This window comes from Aureimonas sp. Leaf427 (assembly GCF_001425485.1).
GTDB lineage: Bacteria > Pseudomonadota > Alphaproteobacteria > Rhizobiales > Rhizobiaceae > Plantimonas.
On sequence record NZ_LMQW01000023.1, the window covers coordinates 86,902 to 105,712 of the forward strand.

Below are 18,811 nucleotides of genomic sequence, written 5' to 3' on the forward strand. Positions count from 1 at the left end.
TCGGGCAGCCCGGATGACAGTTCTCGCAGAAGCCGGAGGGTCGCACTGGCCCTGGATCCGCCGCGGCATGCTCGGCATGTTCAGCCCGCCGGCCCTGATCCTGACGACGGCCCATATCGGCTTTGCGGGCCTCGCGCGGGACGCCGGCATCTCCTGGCCGGAAGCGACCTTCATGGTCTTCACGATCTGGGCGCTGCCGGCCAACATCATCCTCGTCGGCGCCATCACCTCCGGCCTGTCGCTCGCGGCGACGGCCTTCGCGGTGGGCCTGTCCTCGCTGCGGCTGATGCCGATGGTCGTATCGCTGATGCCGGAGATCCGGGGCCCTGGAACGCGGCGCTGGACGACCTTCCTCCTCTCGCACTTCATCGCGATCACGGCGTGGGTCTTCGCCATGCAGTCCCTGCGCGAGGTCCCCCGGGAGCATCGGCTCGCCTATTTCGGCGGGTTTGGCGCGACGCTCTGCACGGTGAACACGCTCGTCGTCGCGCTGGCCTTCAACCTGATGGGCCAGCTGCCGGCGCTCGCCACCGGTGCGCTGGCTTTCCTGACGCCGGTGTACTTCCTCACCTCGCTCTACGGCTCGGCGCGCGAACTCTCGGGCAAGCTCGGCCTTCTCACGGGCATGCTGGCGCTGCCGATCGGCCATGCGATCGACCCCGAGCTCGACATCCTGATCGCAGGCATCGGCGGCGGGCTGATCGCCTATTTCGTCGGCGAGGCCGCCCGGCGGAAGGGCAAGGCCCAGCCGGTCGAGGCTGGAGAGGGCCCATGAGCGCGCTCGGATATCACGACGTCGCCGCCGCCTGGTGGCCCTACGCGTTCATCCTTCTGGCCGGCTGGCTGCCGACGGACATGTGGCGCTGGATCGGCGTCGCGTCGGCCGGGCGGATCGACGAAAACTCGCGGCTGATCGCGCTGGCGCGCGCGGTCGCGACCGCGCTCGTCGCCGCCGTTATCGCCCGCCTTGTCTTCTATCCGACGGGCTCGCTGGCGGCCGTGCCGGACGCCGTGCGCGTCGGAGCCCTTGCGGCCGGTTTCCTCAGCTACATCCTGCTCGGCAGGCATATTCTCCTCGGCTGTTTCGTCGCCGAGGCCATCCTTCTCGGCGTGCCCTACCTGATGGGTTAGGGCACGGCCCGCGGGGTCTTTCGCTCTACGCGTTCTCGAGCGCCGCCCGGATCGCGGCGGCGTGCTCCGCGAGAACTGAAGGATCTGCCATGCCGCCCGAATGGCGCTCGAGTTCAAGGCCTTCGTAGCGGGGGATGACGTGGATATGCAGGTGGAAGACGGTCTGTCCCGCCGGCGCCTCGTTGAACTGCGCGATGGACACGCCGTCCGCCGAGAACGCCGTCTTCACCGCGCGTGCGAGTCGGGCGACGAGAGGAATGATCGCCTGGAGCGTCGCGTCGGACGCGTCGAGAAGGTTGCGCGAGGCCGCCTTTGGAATGACGAGGCAATGCCCCTTCGACTGCGGCATCACGTCCATGATCGCGATGGCCGCGTCGGTTTCGATCAGCTTCTGGCTCGGAATTTCGCCGCGCAGGATCTTGGCGAAGATGTTGTTGGGATCGTAGCCCTCGGTCATGTCGCATCCTCCGCTCGTTGCCGGAGGAGGCCTAGTCGGGCAAGGCGCTCGCGTCCAGTCTCAGTCCTGTTCCTGCTGCCGATCGCCCTTTCGGAAGGGCGTGTGCTCGCTCAGCGCCTCCTGTGCCTGCTCCACATACGCGCGCTCATGTTCGAGATGATCTTCGATCGCCCGGCGCAGGCCGGGATGGGCGATGTAGTGGGCCGAATGCGTCGTCACGGGTTCGTAGCCCCGCGCCAGCTTGTGCTCGCCCTGGGCGCCTGCCTCGACGAGCGAGAGCTTGTGCCGGATCGCGTAGTCGATGGCCTGATGATAGCAGACCTCGAAATGCAGGAACGGGTGCTCCTCGACGCAGCCCCAGTATCGGCCATAGAGCGTGTCCGGCCCGATGAAGTTCAGCGCGCCCGCGATGTAGCGTCCGCCGCGCCTTGCCATGACGAGAAGGATGCTCTCTCCCATCCGCTCGCCGATCAGATCGAAGAAGCGACGGTTGAGGTAGGGTCGGCCCCATTTCCGGCTGCCGGTGTCCATGTAGAAGGCGAAGAAGGCATCCCAGGCCTCCGTCGTGAGGCTCGGTCCCGTCAGCCATTCGATCTCAATGCCCTCCGCCAGGGCTTGGGCGCGCTCCTTGCGAAGGCCCTTGCGCTTGCGTGAGGCGAGGGTCGCGAGAAAGTCCTCGTAGGTCGCGTAACCCCGGTTGCGGAAGTGGAATTGCTGGTCGGTACGATGGAGGAAGTCGGATGCTTCCATCGCGGCGAGATCGGGGTCGGTCAGGAAGGTCGCATGAGCGGAGGAGACGCCCGTCTGCTCGACGAAGGTCTTGATGCCCTCGCAGAGCGCGAGCCGCCGCACCTCGGCGCCCGGACCTTGGCCGACCAGAAGCCGCGGTCCCGTCGCGGGCGTGAAGGGCGCGGAGATCTGGAGCTTCGGGTAATAGCGCCCGCCCGCCCGCTGGAAGGCGTCGGCCCAGCCGTGGTCGAAGACGTATTCGCCCTGGCTGTGGCTCTTCACATAGGCGGCCGCCACCGCCAGCGGCGCCGTCCCCGGGCCTTCCAGCACGAGATGCTGCGGCAGCCAGCCGGCCTTGCGCCCGACGCAGCCCGATTCCTCCAGCGCCAGAAGAAACGCGTGACGGGAGAAGGGATTGCCCGGCTCGCCCGCGGACACGGCGCCGAGCGCATCCCAAGCGGAGGCCTCGACCTCCGAAACGCTGTTGACGACCCGCAGGGTGAAGCTGTCTTCGTCCGCGACGAGATTGTTGCCCATCATGTCTGGCATCTTGGCTCCGGGATGTGGCAGCGCAATGCATCAGGGCTGCGGCAGAAAGCCCTCGAAGGTCATCTGGTCCGCGTGGCGCACCGTCTGCTCGACCTCGACCGGCGTGCGCACCGTCCAGGTGATGACGGGATCGCCTCTGACGTTTCGCACCCAGTCCACGAAGGAATTGGGCAGATGGTGGACGTTGTAGGAGACGAAGCGGCAGCCGCGCTCGTAGACCGCGCGATGCTCGGCCAGGGTTTCCGGCTTCAGGCTTTCCGCCGTCAGCCCCACGGGGAGCGTCGTGGCCTCGAGCGCCTGATCGATCAGCCAGGGATCGAAGGACATGAGCGCGAGCGGGCCGTCATAGGCTTCCACCAGCGGCTTCAGCGCGGCGAAGACGTCCCCGTCCTCCGCTTCGCTGAGGCCCTTCATCTCCATGACGATCGGCACGCGGCCCGCCACGAGGTCGAAAAGCTGGCGGACCGTCGGGATCGTATCCTGCGTCGCTCCGAGGCGCAGGCGGCCGAGATCCGCGGCGGTCTTGTCGGCGAGGCGCCCGGCGATGCCGGCGACGCGCTGGAGCGAGGTGTCGTGGAAGACGACGGGAACGCGGTCCTTCGACAGCATCACGTCGCATTCGATCGCGTATCCGGCTTCAACGGCGGCGGAGAAGGCCGAGAGCGAGTTCTCCATAACGGCCACGTTGCCGTCATGGAGCCCGCGATGGGCGATGGGCCGGGCCGTCAGCCAGGCGAGCGGGGAGGCCGCCTCCGCAGGGTTCGACAGCGTCATCTCAGGCGATCTCGAAGAGCGCCTCGATCTCGACCGCCGCCCCGAGCGGCAGGCAGGGCACGCCGACGGCCGAACGGGCGTGGCGGCCGGCATCGCCGAGAATCTCGACCAGGAAGTCGGAGGCGCCGTTTGCAACCTTGTGCTGATCGGTGAAGCCGGGGTCGCTCGCTACGAAGACGGTGATCTTCAGAAGCCGCCGGATGCGCTCGAGATCGCCGCCGAGCGCGGCCTTGGCCTGGGCCAGAATGTTGATCGCGCAGAAGCGCGCGGCCTTCTGCCCGTCCTCCAACGAGACGCCGGATCCCAGTTTTCCCGTGACGGCGAGCTTTCCCTCGTCTAGCGGAAGTTGTCCCGACGTCTGCAGGCTGTTGCCGAACAGGACAAACGGGACATAGTTGGCGGCCGGAGCGGCGGCCTCGGGCAGGGTGACGCCGGCGGCGGCGAGACGGTCCGAGATCGTGGCTGCTGTCATCGATGGGTCCTTGTCGTTCTTCGAAGCGTCTCGCGCAGGCGCGGCGAGAGGCGCCAGACCATGGAATGATGGAAGGGTCGCCGACAGTAATGCCATGCGCCATGTGATTGCCGACAGGACCTTAAGCCGATGCCGCTCCGTTTTATAGCCGCTTTCGCGGCCGGAATGACAACCGTCGCGAGCCTCGCTGACACGCCCCGGACCATCGTTCCGCTGGCGCCCCATCAGGCCATCTACGAGCTGCGGCTCGCCGACCGCACCGACGACATCGCGAGCGCCGACGGGCGAATCGCCATGGCGCTGAAGAGCGAGACCTGCGGCGTCTACAAGCTCGACTATCGATTCGTGGCGCGATTCCAGCAGGAGCAGGAGATCACGCAGACCGATCAGCAGACGGTTTCGACGGAAAACGTGGCCGGCACCGAGTTCGATTTCTCGACCAAGACCTTCGTGGACGGCACGGCCGAAAAGGAGGTCGTGGGCGAGGCGCGGCAGGACGGCAATGCCACGAAGGTCGTGATGACGGAGCCGGAGGAGCGCAGCTTCGCCCTGCCGCTCTCGCGCTTTCCCATGCAGCACACGCGCGAACTGATCGAGAAGGCCAAGGCCGGCCAGCAGATCGTGGAGGCGCGGCTCTTCGACGGAGACGACGACAGCGAGAAGCTCCTGACGAGCACCGCCATCATCTCCGCGCACGAGCCTGCCGCCGCAACGCCCGAGGCGGCCAAGCCGGAGGACGCAGCGGCCGCGGCCCGACAGGCGCTTCAGGCCGGCATCCGCAGCGCGCTGGCGGGGCTTCGCTCCTGGCGCGTCAGCGAGGCTTATTACAACAGCGACAGCGACCCCGACGGCCTGCCCGTCTTCCGCACGAGCTACGTGCTCTACGAGAACGGCGTTTCGGACGAGCTGAAGCTCGATTTCGGCGACTATGTCTTCGCGGGGAGCCTCAGCAAGCTGGATCTTCTCGATCTGCCGAAGTGCCCCTGAGCGCCGCTTCCGAACGGTCGCGGCCGGCGAGGGGGCTTACACCCGGACCGGCATGATCCCATATGGTTTCGTGGCGCGCGCTTGCCCGGGACCACCAAATCGTGTATGCGCGCCGCTATTCCACACACGGAATTCGGGACGATCGTTCGAATCTTCGAAGGATCAGCCCACCGGTTGCAGCCATGAGGCTGCTTCGTTCCGTGGAGGCTAAACCGGTAAAAGGAACGTTTACCATGGCACTGCCCGACTACTCCATGCGCCAGCTCCTCGAGGCTGGTGTCCACTTCGGCCACCAGACCCACCGCTGGAACCCGAAGATGGCGCCGTACATCTTCGGCTCGCGCAACAACATCCACATCCTGGATCTCGCCCAGACCGTGCCGCTGCTGCACACGGCGCTGAAGGCCGTGTCCGACACCGTCGCCAAGGGCGGCCGCGTCCTCTTCGTCGGCACCAAGCGCCAGGCTTCCGACATCGTCGCCGATGCCGCGCAGCGCTCGGCCCAGTACTACGTGAACTCCCGCTGGCTCGGCGGCATGCTCACCAACTGGAAGACGATTTCGCACTCGATCCAGCGCCTCCGCAAGCTCGACGAGCTGCTCGCCGGCGAGGCCCACGGTTTCACCAAGAAGGAGCGCCTGACGCTTCAGCGCGAGCGCGACAAGCTCGACCGCGCCCTCGGCGGCATTCGCGACATGGGCGGCGTGCCCGACATGATCTTCATTATCGACACCAACAAGGAAGCGATCGCGATCGAGGAAGCTAAGCGCCTCCACATCCCGGTCGTCGCCGTGGTCGATTCCAACTGCAACCCGAACCCGATCGACTTCCCGATCCCGGGCAATGACGACGCGGCCCGCGCCATCACGCTCTATTGCGACCTGATCGCCAAGGCCGCGCTCGACGGCATCGGCCGTCAGGCCGGCGCCATGGGCGTCGACATCGGCGCTATGGAAGAGGCTCCGATCGAGACTCTCGACGAAGAGCCGGCTCTGGCCGAAGCCGAGGCGCCCGCCGCCGAAGCGCCGGTCGCCGAGGAAGCTTCGGCGGCTTAAGGCTCCAAGCGATCCAAGGCTTGCCGTCCGGCCCAGAGCCGGACGGTTCCACCGACCCCATTCATACAGATGTGACAAGACCGGCTCATTTCCGCGCGACACGCCGGAGGTGAGCCGGTGCTTTTGGCAAGAGGCTGAACCATGACCATTACCGCCGCGATGGTGAAGGAACTGCGCGAGAAGTCAGGCGCAGGCATGATGGACTGCAAGACCGCGCTGGCCGAGACCAACGGCGACATGGAAGCCGCGATCGACTGGCTGCGCGCCAAGGGCATTTCCAAGGCGGACAAGAAGTCCGGGCGCACCGCCGCCGAAGGCCTCGTGGCCGCCGCTTCCGAGGGCACCAAGGCGATCGTCGTCGAGGTGAATTCCGAGACCGACTTCGTCGCCCGCAACGATGCCTTCCAGGCCATCGTCAAGAACATCGCCAAGGTCGGCCTGTCGACCGACGGCAGCGTCGAGGCCGTCGCGGCCGCTTCCTATCCCGGCAACGGCAAGACCGTCTCCGAGACGGTGACCGAGGCCGTCGGCACGATCGGCGAGAACATGAACCTCCGCCGCTCGGCCACCCTGTCGGTCGGCGAGGGCGTCGTCGCCTCCTACATCCACAACCAGGTCGTCGAAGGCCTCGGCAAGATGGGCGTGCTCGTTGCGATCGAGTCGACCGGCGACAAGGCCGCGCTGACCCAGTTCGGCCGTCAGGTCGCCATGCACGTCGCCGCGACCAACCCGCTTGCGCTCACCTCGGCCGAAGTCGATCAGGCGACGGCCGAGCGCGAGAAGGCGATCTTCGTCGAGCAGGCCCGCGAATCGGGCAAGCCCGAAGCCATCATCGAGAAGATGGTCGAAGGCCGCATGCGCAAGTTCTACGAGGAGGTCGTTCTTCTCAGCCAGGCTTTCGTCATCAATCCCGACCTCACCGTCGAGAAGGCGCTGAAGGAGGCCGAGAAGGACTTCGGTGCGCCCGCCAAGATCACGGGCTTCGTGCGCTTCGCTCTCGGCGAGGGCATCGAGCGCGAGAAGTCGGACTTCGCAGCGGAAGTCGCCGCGGCTGCCGGCAAGAAGTAATCAAGTTACCTTAGAGTGACGAGATGCTGGGCGTCCGCGTGACAAGCGGGCGCCCTTATTGTATCGCAGGCCGGCATCGAAAACGGGTGGTTTTGAATATGGCGGACATCCGTTTCAAGCGTGTGCTCCTGAAGGTATCCGGCGAGGCCCTGATGGGCGGCCAGGGCTTCGGGATCGATGTCACGGTCGTCGACCGCATCGCCGGCGACATCGCCGAGGCGCGCGCGCTCGGCGTCGACATCTCCATCGTCATCGGCGGCGGCAACATCTTCCGCGGCGTCGCCGTCGCGTCGAAGGGCGGCGACCGGGTGACCGGCGACCACATGGGCATGCTCGCCACCGTCATCAACGCGCTGGCGCTGCGCACCTCGCTTCTGAAGATCGGCGTCGATGCCGTCGTCCTGTCGGCGATCGCCATGCCGGAAATCTGCGAGAGCTTCTCGCAGCGCGTCGCCCTCGCGCATGCGGCGGCCGGGCGCGTCGTCATCTTCGCGGGCGGCACGGGCAACCCGTTCTTCACCACCGATTCCGCCGCGGCCCTGCGGGCGGCCGAGATGGGCGCCGAGGCGCTCTTCAAGGGCACGCAGGTCGACGGCATCTACACGGCCGATCCTAAGCTCCATCCCGACGCGACCCGTTTCGAGAGCCTCACCCATGACGAGTTGCTCCTGCGCGGGCTTGCCGTCATGGATGTCGCCGCCGTCGCGCTGACGCGCGAGAACCACATCCCGATCCTCGTCTTCTCGATCCACGAGAAGGGCGAGTTCGGCCGTATCCTCACCGGCGGCGGACGATCGACGATCGTCACCGAGTAGGATCGCATCCACCGGGGCATCCGACGATGGCCCCTGTGTCCCGTTTGCGATGATCCGAGGCCTTCGTGTCTTCGAGAGCGTCGCAAAAACCTCGACGGCCGGTGCGAAAGCATTCGGGCCGTTGGTATCAGAGGCAGAACCATCATGGCGGAATTCGATTTCAACGGTTTGAAGCGGCGCATGGACGGGGCGATCGCCGCCCTGCAGCACGACCTGTCCGGCCTGCGCACGGGCCGCGCCTCCGCGAACCTTCTCGATCCCATCACGGTCGATGCCTACGGCTCGCCGACGCCGCTCAATCAGGTGGCGAACGTCTCCGTGCCCGAGCCGCGTATGCTCGCGGTCTCGGTCTGGGACAAGACGCTGGTCGGCAAGGTGGAGCGCGCGATCCGCGATTCCAGCCTCGGCCTCAACCCCATCACCGACGGCACGACGCTGCGCATTCCGCTTCCCGAGCTGAACGAGCAGCGCCGCAAGGAACTCGTCAAGGTCGCCCATACCTACGGCGAGAACGCCCGGGTCGCCGCGCGCCATGTCCGCCGCGACGGCATGGATACCTTGAAAAAGCTGGAGAAGGACGGCGACATCGGACAAGATGATTCGCGGCAGATGTCGGACCGGGTCCAGAAGATGACGGATGAAACGATCACCGACATCGACCGAACCCTGGCGGCAAAGGAAGCCGAAATCCTTCAGGTCTAGGATGATCCCGGTGCCCTCTCGGCAAACGGTCTCAGGGAAGGTTATGTCCGTGCGGTCACCTGAACACGTCGCCATCATCATGGACGGCAATGGCCGCTGGGCGAAGGCGAGGGGACTGCCTCGCTCGATCGGTCATCGTCGCGGCGTCGAGGCGGTTCGCGAGGCCGTTCGCACGGCGGGTGCCCTCGGCATCCGGTATCTGACCCTCTTCGCCTTCTCCTCGGAGAACTGGAGCCGTCCCGCCGAGGAGGTCGGCGAGCTGATGGGGCTGCTGAAGCTCTTCATCCGGCGCGATCTGGCGGACCTTCACAAGGAAGGCGTTCGCGTCCGCGTCATCGGCGCGCGGAACAACCTGTCGCCGGACATCCGCTCTCTTCTCGAGGAGGCGGAGAATCTGACGCGCAACAACACGTCCACCAATCTCGTCATCGCCTTCAACTACGGCGCGCGGGACGAGGTGACGCGCGCCATGCAGCGTATCGGCGAGAAGATCGTTCTCGGCGAGCTCGAGCCGAAGGCCCTGACCGCCGAGCTGATCGACGCGCATATGGACACGGCCGGCATCCCCGATCCAGACCTCATCATCCGCACGAGTGGCGAGCTGCGCCTTTCGAACTTCCTGCTCTGGCAGGCCGCCTATTCCGAGTTCGTCTTCATGCCCTGCCTCTGGCCGGACTTCGACCGGAAGGCGTTCGAGGAAGCGCTGAAGGACTTCGCGAGCCGCGAGCGCCGGTTCGGCAGCGTGTCCTCCTGCGAGATCGCGTCCTGACCGGATGGGCTTGGGGATCGGCAGGCTCGTCGCAACCGCATCCTGGATCGATCTGCGATCCCGCCTGATCTCGGCTCTGGTGCTGGGTGCCTTCGTCATTCTGGTGACGCTCGCCGGCGGCTTCGCCTTCAAGCTTCTCTGCTGCGCCACCGGCGTCATCGTCTTCGACGAATGGTCCAAGATGACCCGCGCCAAGCGCGCGGGCGCGAGCTACAAGCTTCTGCGCCGGGCGCTCTTCTTCGGCCTCTTCGCCTTCCTGATCGGCGAGGAGGAGGCGGCCGTCGCGCTGATTCTTGGCGCCGGCCTCTTCGTCGCCCTCGTCGACAGAGGCGAGCGCAAGGCGGACTGGGCGCTGGGCGGGCTCGCCTATGCCGCCTTCGCGGCGCTGGCGCCGGGCTTCCTGCGCGGCGACGATGCCGAGGGCCTCGCCATGCTCGGCCTCGTCATCTGCGTCGTCTGGCCGAGCGACATCTTCGCCTATTTCACGGGCCGGACCTTCGGCGGACCGAAGATCCTGCCGGCGGTCTCGCCGAAGAAGACGGTTTCGGGTTCGGTCGGCGGCCTCGTCGCAGGCGTCGCCTTCGGGACGGCCTTCCACATCGCCGTCACCGGCGGCTTCCATCCGCTGATCATCCCGTTCACGGCGGCGCTGTCCATTCTCGGGCAGGCGGGCGATCTCTTCGAATCCTGGGTGAAGCGGCGCTTCGGCGTGAAGGATTCCGGTCGCATCATTCCCGGCCATGGCGGACTGATGGACCGGATCGACGCGCTCATCGTGGCGCTCGGTTTCGCTTGGCTCGTCGGAATCGCCGTCCAGGGCTTCGATCATCCGGCGCGCGCCATATTCGATCTGTAGACACGGCCTCGGCAAACGAGATTTTCCCCGCCGGAACAGGGCGCTGTCCCCGGCGGACGACCACGCGACGCAAGAGAAGACGAAGACCTCGTACCCCGGCGAACGGCGGGAGGTCTGTTCGGGACGGGATCAGGACATGGACGTTTCATCCGGCTTGGGAGTGCTTTGGGACTCGGCGCTGATCAAGGTCGTGCCGTTTCTCTTCGTTCTCACCGTCATTGTCTTCTTCCACGAACTCGGACATTTCCTGATCGGCCGTCTCTGCGGCATCAAGGTCCTCGCCTTTTCCGTCGGCTTCGGGCCCGAGATCGTCGGCTTCAATGATCGCCGCGGCACGCGCTGGAAGCTCTGCGCCATCCCGCTCGGCGGCTACGTGAAGTTCCTGGGCGACGAGAACGCCGCGAGCACGCCGGACAACGCGGCCGTCGCCCGCATGTCGGACGCGGAGCGGGCGATGGCCTTTCCGGCGAAAAGCGTCGGACGCAGAGCCGCCACCGTCGCCGCCGGACCGATCGCGAATTTCATCCTGGCAATCGTCCTCTTCGCCGCCGTCGCCTTCACGGGCGGGCGGGTCGTCGGCGACCCCGTCGTCTCGGACGTGCGCGCGGGCTCTCCGGCCGCGGCCGCCGGCTTTGCCCCGGGCGACCGAGTGAAGAAACTCGACGGCGAGGAGATCGCCTATTTCAGCGATCTCCAGCGCTATGTCTCCAGCCGACCGGGCACGCCGATCGCCGTCGAGATCGAGCGCGCCGGGCAGAGCCTCACCTTGACGGTGACGCCGCGCGAGGAGGAGCAGGACGACGGCTTCGGCAACAAGGTGCGCGTTCCCGTCATCGGCCTGATCGCGAGCAACGAATCCGCCGCCTTCCGCATGGAGGACGTCTCGGCCGTCGAGGCGGTGAAATACGGCGTCTCGCAGACCTGGTTCGTGACCGAACGGACGGTCTCCTTCATCGGCGGGATCGTCACGGGCCATCAGGGCTCCGAGCAGATCGGCGGCCCCATCCGCATCGCGCAGGTCTCCAGCCAGGTCGCGACCCTCGGCTTCGGCGCGCTGCTCAATCTGGCGGCGCTCCTGTCGGTCTCGATCGGCCTTCTGAACCTCCTGCCGATTCCCATGCTCGACGGCGGACACCTGCTTTTCTACGCCTACGAGGCGCTGCGCGGAAAACCTCTAAGCGAGCGCGTGCAGGAGGTCGGCTTCAAGGTTGGCCTATTTCTTGTGCTTTCCCTGATGGTGTTTGCCTTCTGGAACGACATTTCGGGACTGAGTTGAGACACTTAGCGACCCGCCTCGGCATGCTAACCATTTGTTAACCATGTCTGAGGTGCGCGTGGCCGGGGTGCAACGGTTTTCCGATTCCTAAACAGGTTCCGTCCAGTTTGCTTGAACGCCCGGTCAAAGCCGGTAAAAGGCAAGAGACGCAGGATGCCGTTTCGGTTTCCGTGCGAATGAGTATGTAAAAGGTGGTGAGGCCTATGTCGGCTGGATCAAAGCTTCTTCGGGCCGCATCGGCGATCGCTCTCTCCTCCACGGTCATGGCGACCGCGCTCGGAGTTCAGTTCGTCGGTACGACGACGGCCCAGGCGGCGCCGGTAAGCCGAATCGAGGTTCGGGGTAATCAGCGGGTCGAGGCCGACACGATCCGCGGCCTTCTCGCCATTCGCGCCGGACAGAACATCTCGGATGCCGATATCGACGAGGGCGTTCGCAAGCTCTACTCGACCGGCCTCTTCTCCGACGTTCGCATCAGCCAGAACGGCAGCACGGTCACGGTCGAGGTCGACGAGAACCAGATCGTCAACCAGGTCCTGTTCCAGGGCAATTCCAAGCTGAAGGACGAGCAGCTGAACGCGGTCGTGCAGACCGCCTCGCGCTCGCCCTACGCCGCCGCCCAGGCGCAGACGGACGTGGAGTCGATCCGAGAGGCCTATGTTCGCATCGGCCGCAGCGACGCCGTCGTTTCCGTCCGCACGCAGCCCGTCGACAACAATCGCGTCAACGTCATCTTCGACGTCCAAGAAGGGGACCGCACGAAGATCGGCTCGATCACCTTCGTCGGCAACAACGCCTTCGGCGACGGCCGCCTGAAAGAGGTCATCGCCCTTCGCGAGACCGGCATCCTCTCCTTCATCCAGCGCAACGACATCTACGACGAGGATCGCCTGCGCTCCGACGAGGAGACGCTGCGCCGGTTCTACTACAATCGTGGCTATGCCGATTTCCGCATCGTCTCCGCTGTCGCCGAACTCGACGAGACGCAGAACAAGTACTTCATCACGATCACCCTCGACGAGGGCGAGCGCTACACCTACGGCGCCATCAACATCGACTCCACCATCCCGGGCGTCGATGCCGAGTCTCTGCGCAGCGAACTCGAGACCTCGACCGGCGACGTCTACAGCGCCCAGAAGGTCGAGGACACGCTGGTCGGCATCACGAATGCCGTCGCCTCGAAGGGCTATGCCTTCGCTCAGGTCACGCCGCGCGGCGATCGCGACTTCAACAACCGGACGATCTCGATCAACTACGTGATCGATCAGGGTCCGCGCGCCTATATCGAGCGTCTCGAAGTTCGCGGCAACACCAAGACCCGCGACTACGTCATCCGCCGCGAGTTCGACGTTTCCGAAGGCGACGCCTTCAATCAGGTTCTCGTGCAGCGCGCCAAGCAGCGGCTGGAGAATCTCGGCTTCTTCGAGAAGGTCAGCATCTCGACCGCGCCCGGCTCCGAGCCCGACCGCGTCATCGTGATCGTCGACGTGCAGGAGAAGTCGACCGGTGAGTTCTCGATCGGCGGCGGCTACACGACGGGCGGCGAAAGCGAAGGCCCGGTCGCCGAAATCGGCATCACCGAGCGCAACTTCCTCGGCCGCGGCCAGTTCGTGAAGGTCTCGGCCGGCTTCGGCGAGGACACGCGCAACTACCAGCTCTCCTTCACCGAGCCCTACTTCCTCGGGCGGCGTCTGGCGGCCGGCTTCGACATCTATACGAGCGAGAACAAGTCGGAGTCCTACGATGTCGAGCGTGTCGGCGGATCGCTCCGCTTGGCCGCGCCGATCACCGAGGATCTGACGGCCCAGGTCGCCTACAACTTCAAGCAGGAAGAGTTCGGCGACAATATCGGCCTCAACCTCGGCTCCTACGCCTTCAACCCGACGACCAACCTCTATCAGCAGGTGACGCAGGGCACGGCCGGTTCGTCCGCGCTGTTCGCGACCTGCGACGCGCCGAACCCGCTCGGCGTCGTCTCCTCCGGTGCCGCAGGCCTCGGAATCGGTTTCGACAACGCGCCGAAGTACACGCGCTCCGCCATCATCAACCAGGCGATCTGCGACAGCCCCTACACGACCTCGTCGATCTCCTACGCGCTGGCCTACAACACGCTCGACTCCAACAAGGACCCGCGCAACGGCATCGCCGCGACGATCGGGCAGGAGGTCGCGGGCCTGGGCGGCGACGCGAACTTCGTGAAGACCACGGCGAAGGCGGCCTACTTCAAGCAGCTGCAGGAAGAGTACGATATCGTCGGCCAGCTCAGCGCCGGCGGCGGAAACGTCACGGGCCTTGGCGACGACCTTCGCGTCTTCGACAACTTCTTCAAGGGCCAGGACATCGTTCGCGGCTTCGAGACCAAGGGCATCGGCCCGCGTCAGTTCGAGCTGGACGCTCTCGGCAACCGCATCGGCGACGGCGTCGCGATCGGCGGCGAGAACTACCTGAACGCATCGGCCGAGGCGACCTTCCCGCTGCCGGGCATCTCGCGCGATCTCGGCTTCCGCGGCGCGGTCTTCGCGGATGCCGGTACGCTTTGGGGTTCCGAATATGCCGGCGCCCGTGGCGTGGTCGGCGACGATCTGTCGGTGCGCGCTTCGGTCGGTATCGGCCTCAGCTGGGCCTCGCCGTTCGGCCCGCTGCGCGTCAACTACGCCTATCCGCTGGCCAAGGAAGAGTACGACGAGACGCAGGAGTTCTCGTTCGGCTTCTCCTCGCGCTTCTGACGGGAAGGGAAGGCGCTTCGGCGCCTTCCGCCATCATGTCGGACGATCGTTTTTTTCCCAAGGGAGCGGGTCTCTCGCTATCGCGCCTCGCCGACCTCGTCGGCGGGGCTTTGCGTGATGGCGCCGACGGATCGGCGGAGATCGACGGGCTGGCCCCGCTCGACGAGGCCGGTTCGCGAGACGTCAGCTTTTTCGACAACCTGCGATACACGGCGGACCTCGCCGCGACCAAAGCCGGCTGCGTCCTCGTCGCCAAGCGCAGCGTCGCGCTGGTGCCCGATGAGATCGCGGCCATCGTCGTGTCGCAGCCGGCATCGGCCTTCGCCGTAGTCGGGCGTGCGCTGTTTCCGGCCGCTCTCCAGCCTGTCTCCTTCTCCGGGTTCACGGGCGTCTCGCCGCTCGCATCGGTTCATCCGACGGCGGCTCTGGAAGACGACGTGACGATCGAGGCGGGTGCCGTGGTCGGGGCGAATGCCGCGATTGGCCGGGGAACGATCGTCGGGCCGGGCGCAGTGGTCGGGCCGGGCTGCCAGATCGGGCGCGAGAGCCGCATCGGCGCGCACACGACGATCCAGCACGCCTTGATCGGAAATCGCGTGATCCTGCATTCCGGCGTCTGCCTCGGGCAGGACGGTTTCGGCTATGCCGCGGGTCCGAAGGGCATCTTGAAGGTCGTTCAGGTCGGCCGCGTCATCGTCCAGGACGATGTCGAGATCGGCGCAGGCACGACCATCGATCGCGGCGCGATCCGCGATACGGTGATCGGCGAAGGCACGAAGATCGATAATCAGGTCCAGATCGGCCACAACGTTCGGATCGGACGGAACTGTTTGATCGTGGCGCAGGTTGGGATCGCCGGAAGCGCCACGCTGGGCGACGGCGTCTCGATCGGCGGAAAGAGCGGCGTGAACGGTCATGTGACCATCGGCGACGGCGCTCAGATCGCCGGCGCGAGCATCGTGGCGAGCGATATGCCGGCCAAGGCACGATGGGGCGGCACGCCCGCCAAGCCCGTGAGGGACTGGTTCCGGGAGATCACCTGGATCAGCATGGCGGCTAAGTCCGGACGAGCGACTGGAGGACAGGATGAACGACGCGACGACGACGCTTGAGAGCCTTGATATCCTGAAGATTCTCGAGCTTTTGCCGCATCGCTATCCTTTCCTGATGGTGGATCGGATCATCGAGATCGACGCTGATCGCAGCGCCGTCGGCATCAAGAACGTGACGGCGAACGAGCCGCATTTCCTCGGCCATTTTCCGGGTGCGCCGGTCATGCCGGGTGTTCTCATCATCGAGGGCATGGCGCAGACGGCCGGAGCCATCTGCACGCGCTCGATGGGGAAGGGCGTGCCGCAGCTCGTCTATTTCATGACGATCGACAATGCCAAGTTCCGCCGCCCCGTCGTGCCGGGCGATCGGCTCGAATATCACGTCAAGCAGACCAAGAAGCGCGGCAATATCTGGAAGTTCGACTGCGTCGGTCTCGTCGACGGCACGAAGGTCGCGGAGGCGACGGTGAGTGCCATGCTCGTCCCGCGCGATCCCGCTGCGCCGGACGCCGAAGCATGACCATTCACCCCTCCGCCATCATCGAGGATGGCGCCACGCTCGGCGACGATGTCGAGATCGGCCCGTTCTGCCATATCGGGCCGCAGGTGACGCTGGGGACAGGGGCTCGCCTGCGGTCGCACGTCGTCATTTCCGGCAACACGACGATCGGCGTGAACGCCAACATCTACCCCTTCGCGTCGCTTGGTCATGCGCCGCAGCACCTGAAGTACAAGGGCGAGGACACGCGCCTGATCATCGGCGACAACTGCCTGATCCGCGAATCCGTCACGATGAATCCCGGCACGGTGCAGGGTCACTCCGAGACGAAGATCGGGAACGACTGCGCCTTTCTGACCGGCGCCCATGTCGCCCACGACTGCGTGGTCGGGGACCGGGTGACGCTGATCAACAACGTGATGCTGGCCGGCCATTGCGTCGTCGGCGATTTCGCGACGATCGCCGGCGGGTCGGGCATCCACCAGTTCACCCGCATCGGCCACCACGCCTATATCGGCGGCATGGCGGCCGTCGAAGGCGACGTGATCCCGTTCGGGATGGTGCTCGGCAACCGCGCCTATCTTTCCGGCCTGAACGTCATCGGCATGAAGCGCGCGGGCTTCAACCGAGATGCCGTGCGCAATGTGCGCAAAGCCTACCGCATGCTCTTTTCCGACGATCTCACCTTTCGCGAGAACATGGACGAGGTGCAGAGCGAGTATCCGGAGGACCCGCTCGTTCAGGATCTCCTCGGCTTCATTCGCTCCGGCGGCGACCGCGCCATCTGCTTCCCGCGGCACAGCCGCCCGGCGTGACCGCGCTGGACCAGCCGGGCGTCGCGCCCGCGCGAGACGGTGAACCGCTCGCGGTCATCGCCGGCGGCGGCGATCTCCCCCGGATCGTCGCGGACATGGCGAGGCAGCGCGGGTTCGCGCCTCGCATCCTGGCGGTCGGCGACGGCATCGGGCTGGACTGGGCACCCTATCCGGCCTCCGACATGGCCTGGGGCCGTCTCGGCGACGCTTTCGGACATCTCAAATCGAGCGGCGTCCGGCGGATGGTTCTTTGTGGCACCGTATCGGTGCGGCCGGACTTTCGCGCGATCTGGCCGAGTCTCAAGACCCTGACGCTTCTGCCGCAGATTTTCCAGGTGATCCGGGGCGGGGACGATTCGCTTCTGCGCGCGGCGGCCAAGGCTTTCGAGAAGCGCGGTTTCGAGCTTTTAGCGGTTCAGGAAGTGGCGCCGGAACTGATCATGCCGCTTGGTCTCATCTCGCGTCGTGGTTATTCCTCGGCCCATGAAGCCGCGATCCGGCGTGGTTTCGAGGCCGCCCATGCGCTCGGTGCTCTCGATGTCGGGCAGGCGGTCGTCGCCTCGAAGGATCGGGTGATCGCGCTCGAGGGCATCGAGGGAACGCGCGAAATGCTCGGCCGGGTCGCCGATCTGCGCCGTCGCGGCCGCATCGGCAGTGCCGAGCACATGGTCCTGGTAAAGGGCGTGAAGCCGACGCAGGATCTTCGCTTCGATCTGCCGAGCGTCGGGCGCGCGACGATCGAGGAGGCCGCTGCGGCCGGAATCGCAGGTATCGCGCTCAGCGCGGGCCGTGCCCTCGTGATCGGTTTCGACGATGTCGTCCGCGAGGCCGATCGGAACGGCATCTTCGTGACGGGCGTCGCAAGCGGAGAGGTCCGGGCATGACGAAGGTCGCATTCATCGTCGGCGAGCATTCGGGCGACCGCATCGGCGCCGATCTCATTCGCGGCCTCAGAAACCGCCTGGGCTCAGAGCTTGAGGTCATCGGGCTCGCGGGCGATGCGATGGAGGCCGAGGGACTCCGGTCGCTGTTCAACATCGACGAGCTGTCGATCATCGGGGCCGGGGCGATCGTCGCGCGCCTGCCGCAGCTTCTGTGGCGGCTCGACCAGACGACGCGCCATCTTCTCCGCGAGAATCCCGACGTGCTCGTCGTGATCGACAGCTTCGCTTTTTCCCACCGGATCGCTCGCCGCGTGCGCAAGGCTCGGCCGGACATTCCGATCGTCAACTACGTGCCGCCCGCCGTCTGGGCCTACCGGCCGGAACGGGCCGGGGACATGACGGCCTATATCGACCGGGCCATTTCCGCCTTTCCGTTCGAGCCGGATGTCTACCGGGCGCTCGGCGGCCCGCCCTCGACCTATGTCGGCCATCCGCTGATGGGCGACCGCCATTTGACGGCGATCCGCGAGCGGCTGGAGGGCGAGCCGGTGCGCCGCTTGCCGGGAACCCCGCCGACGCTGCTCGTCCTGCCGGGTTCGCGCCGTGGAGAGGTTGCCCGGCTCGGTGCCGATTTCGGGCGGACGCTGGCCGTTCTGGCCGAGCGCCTGCCGGGGTTGGAGGCCGTGCTGCCCGCCGTGCCGCGCCTGCGTGAGACGATCGAGGCGGAGGTGCGCGGCTGGGCGGTGAAGCCCGAGATCGTGCACGGCGACGAAGCGAAGTGGGAAGCCTTCGGCCGGGCCGATGCGGCGCTGGCGGCCTCCGGCACGGTCAGCCTCGAACTCGCCCTCGCCGGTGTTCCGATGGCGCTTGCCTATCGCCTGGACCCACTCGCCTATCGGCTGCGCCATCTCATCTCCGGCTGGACCGCCGCACTGCCGAACTACATCGTGGATCACGCGCTCGTCCCCGAGCACTTCCACGAGTTCGTTCGCCCGGAGCTTCTGTCGCGCAAGCTGGAGCGGCTCCTGACGGACACGCCGGAGCGGCACGCTCAGTTGGAGGGCTTCGCCGAAATCCGCCGGCGCATGGCGATCGACCGGCCGCCGGGCGAAGCGGCGGCGGAGATCGTGCTCGGCGCCATCCAATCCAGAATCTGACAGGCGCCCGGATCAGGCGAATGTCTCCAAATGCAAAC

The 18,811-nt window shown here is 66.2% G+C and carries 20 protein-coding genes; 16 read left to right on the forward strand and 4 right to left on the reverse strand.

Annotated features, from left to right (window positions below; all coding sequences use genetic code 11):
* Positions 1-13 precede the first annotated feature (13 nt).
* Together ASG62_RS13750 and ASG62_RS13755 are read left to right on the forward strand one after the other, a co-directional pair.
* The gene (locus ASG62_RS13750; protein ID WP_056691286.1) at positions 14-775 is read left to right on the forward strand and encodes an AzlC family ABC transporter permease; all 762 of its coding nucleotides are present in this window, start codon (positions 14-16) and stop codon (positions 773-775) included.
* On the forward strand, positions 772-1,131 hold the full coding sequence (locus ASG62_RS13755) for an AzlD domain-containing protein (RefSeq protein WP_056691290.1): 360 nt from the start codon (positions 772-774) through the stop codon (positions 1,129-1,131). Before ASG62_RS13750 ends, ASG62_RS13755 begins: the two co-directional genes overlap by 4 nt.
* 25 nt (positions 1,132-1,156) lie before the next feature.
* Here the strand turns inward: ASG62_RS13755 and ASG62_RS13760 are convergent, their stop codons facing one another.
* The 4 genes from ASG62_RS13760 to ASG62_RS13775 are packed head-to-tail and all read right to left on the reverse strand — an operon-like array spanning position 1,157 to position 4,112.
* Positions 1,157-1,588, reverse strand: coding sequence for an HIT family protein (locus ASG62_RS13760; protein ID WP_056691293.1), 432 nt, complete (start codon positions 1,586-1,588; stop codon positions 1,157-1,159).
* A gap of 60 nt (positions 1,589-1,648) precedes the next feature.
* Positions 1,649-2,866 (reverse strand): GNAT family N-acetyltransferase, encoded by a 1,218-nt coding sequence (locus ASG62_RS13765; protein WP_244487494.1) that lies wholly within the window; start codon positions 2,864-2,866, stop codon positions 1,649-1,651.
* A 30-nt stretch (positions 2,867-2,896) separates the two neighbouring features.
* Complete coding sequence (locus tag ASG62_RS13770) at positions 2,897-3,640, reverse strand: glycerophosphodiester phosphodiesterase family protein (protein ID WP_056691295.1); 744 nt, start codon at positions 3,638-3,640, stop codon at positions 2,897-2,899.
* Between the two features lies 1 nt (position 3,641).
* Positions 3,642-4,112, reverse strand: coding sequence for a RidA family protein (locus ASG62_RS13775; protein ID WP_056691298.1), 471 nt, complete (start codon positions 4,110-4,112; stop codon positions 3,642-3,644).
* Positions 4,113-4,277: 165 nt separating this feature from the next.
* Here ASG62_RS13775 and ASG62_RS13780 point away from each other — a divergent pair, with 165 nt between their 5' ends.
* The 14 genes from ASG62_RS13780 to lpxB all read left to right on the forward strand — a co-directional run bounded on the left by ASG62_RS13780 (position 4,278) and on the right by lpxB (position 18,773).
* A complete protein-coding gene (locus tag ASG62_RS13780; RefSeq protein ID WP_056691301.1) occupies positions 4,278-5,099 on the forward strand; it encodes an EipB family protein in 822 nt (273 codons plus the stop codon).
* A 233-nt stretch (positions 5,100-5,332) separates the two neighbouring features.
* Positions 5,333-6,154, forward strand: a complete 822-nt coding sequence (gene rpsB / locus ASG62_RS13785; RefSeq protein WP_056691304.1) for a 30S ribosomal protein S2 — start codon at positions 5,333-5,335, stop codon at positions 6,152-6,154.
* A 141-nt stretch (positions 6,155-6,295) separates the two neighbouring features.
* Positions 6,296-7,222, forward strand: coding sequence for a translation elongation factor Ts (gene tsf / locus ASG62_RS13790; RefSeq protein WP_056691307.1), 927 nt, complete (start codon positions 6,296-6,298; stop codon positions 7,220-7,222).
* 98 nt (positions 7,223-7,320) lie between these two features.
* Entirely contained in the window at positions 7,321-8,037 is a 717-nt protein-coding gene (gene pyrH, locus ASG62_RS13795; protein ID WP_156382136.1) for a UMP kinase, read from the forward strand.
* Positions 8,038-8,181: 144 nt separating this feature from the next.
* A complete protein-coding gene (frr, locus tag ASG62_RS13800; protein ID WP_056691315.1) occupies positions 8,182-8,739 on the forward strand; it encodes a ribosome recycling factor in 558 nt (185 codons plus the stop codon).
* Between the two features lie 43 nt (positions 8,740-8,782).
* The gene (locus ASG62_RS13805; protein ID WP_056691317.1) at positions 8,783-9,508 is read left to right on the forward strand and encodes an isoprenyl transferase; all 726 of its coding nucleotides are present in this window, start codon (positions 8,783-8,785) and stop codon (positions 9,506-9,508) included.
* A gap of 4 nt (positions 9,509-9,512) precedes the next feature.
* A complete protein-coding gene (locus ASG62_RS13810) occupies positions 9,513-10,364 on the forward strand; it encodes a phosphatidate cytidylyltransferase (protein ID WP_056691320.1) in 852 nt (283 codons plus the stop codon).
* Between the two features lie 136 nt (positions 10,365-10,500).
* Entirely contained in the window at positions 10,501-11,640 is a 1,140-nt protein-coding gene (gene rseP, locus ASG62_RS13815; protein WP_056691322.1) for an RIP metalloprotease RseP, read from the forward strand.
* Positions 11,641-11,843: 203 nt separating this feature from the next.
* Entirely contained in the window at positions 11,844-14,366 is a 2,523-nt protein-coding gene (bamA, locus tag ASG62_RS13820; protein ID WP_056691327.1) for an outer membrane protein assembly factor BamA, read from the forward strand.
* A 35-nt stretch (positions 14,367-14,401) separates the two neighbouring features.
* Complete coding sequence (gene lpxD, locus ASG62_RS13825; protein WP_056691329.1) at positions 14,402-15,478, forward strand: UDP-3-O-(3-hydroxymyristoyl)glucosamine N-acyltransferase; 1,077 nt, start codon at positions 14,402-14,404, stop codon at positions 15,476-15,478.
* Positions 15,453-15,938, forward strand: a complete 486-nt coding sequence (gene fabZ, locus ASG62_RS13830; RefSeq protein ID WP_056691331.1) for a 3-hydroxyacyl-ACP dehydratase FabZ — start codon at positions 15,453-15,455, stop codon at positions 15,936-15,938. The genes lpxD and fabZ overlap by 26 nt, the downstream gene beginning before the upstream one ends.
* The gene (lpxA, locus tag ASG62_RS13835) at positions 15,935-16,732 is read left to right on the forward strand and encodes an acyl-ACP--UDP-N-acetylglucosamine O-acyltransferase (RefSeq protein WP_056691334.1); all 798 of its coding nucleotides are present in this window, start codon (positions 15,935-15,937) and stop codon (positions 16,730-16,732) included. Before fabZ ends, lpxA begins: the two co-directional genes overlap by 4 nt.
* Positions 16,729-17,616, forward strand: coding sequence for an LpxI family protein (locus ASG62_RS13840; RefSeq protein ID WP_244487495.1), 888 nt, complete (start codon positions 16,729-16,731; stop codon positions 17,614-17,616). Before lpxA ends, ASG62_RS13840 begins: the two co-directional genes overlap by 4 nt.
* Positions 17,613-18,773, forward strand: coding sequence for a lipid-A-disaccharide synthase (gene lpxB, locus ASG62_RS13845; protein ID WP_056691337.1), 1,161 nt, complete (start codon positions 17,613-17,615; stop codon positions 18,771-18,773). The genes ASG62_RS13840 and lpxB overlap by 4 nt, the downstream gene beginning before the upstream one ends.
* Positions 18,774-18,811: the final 38 nt, after the last annotated feature.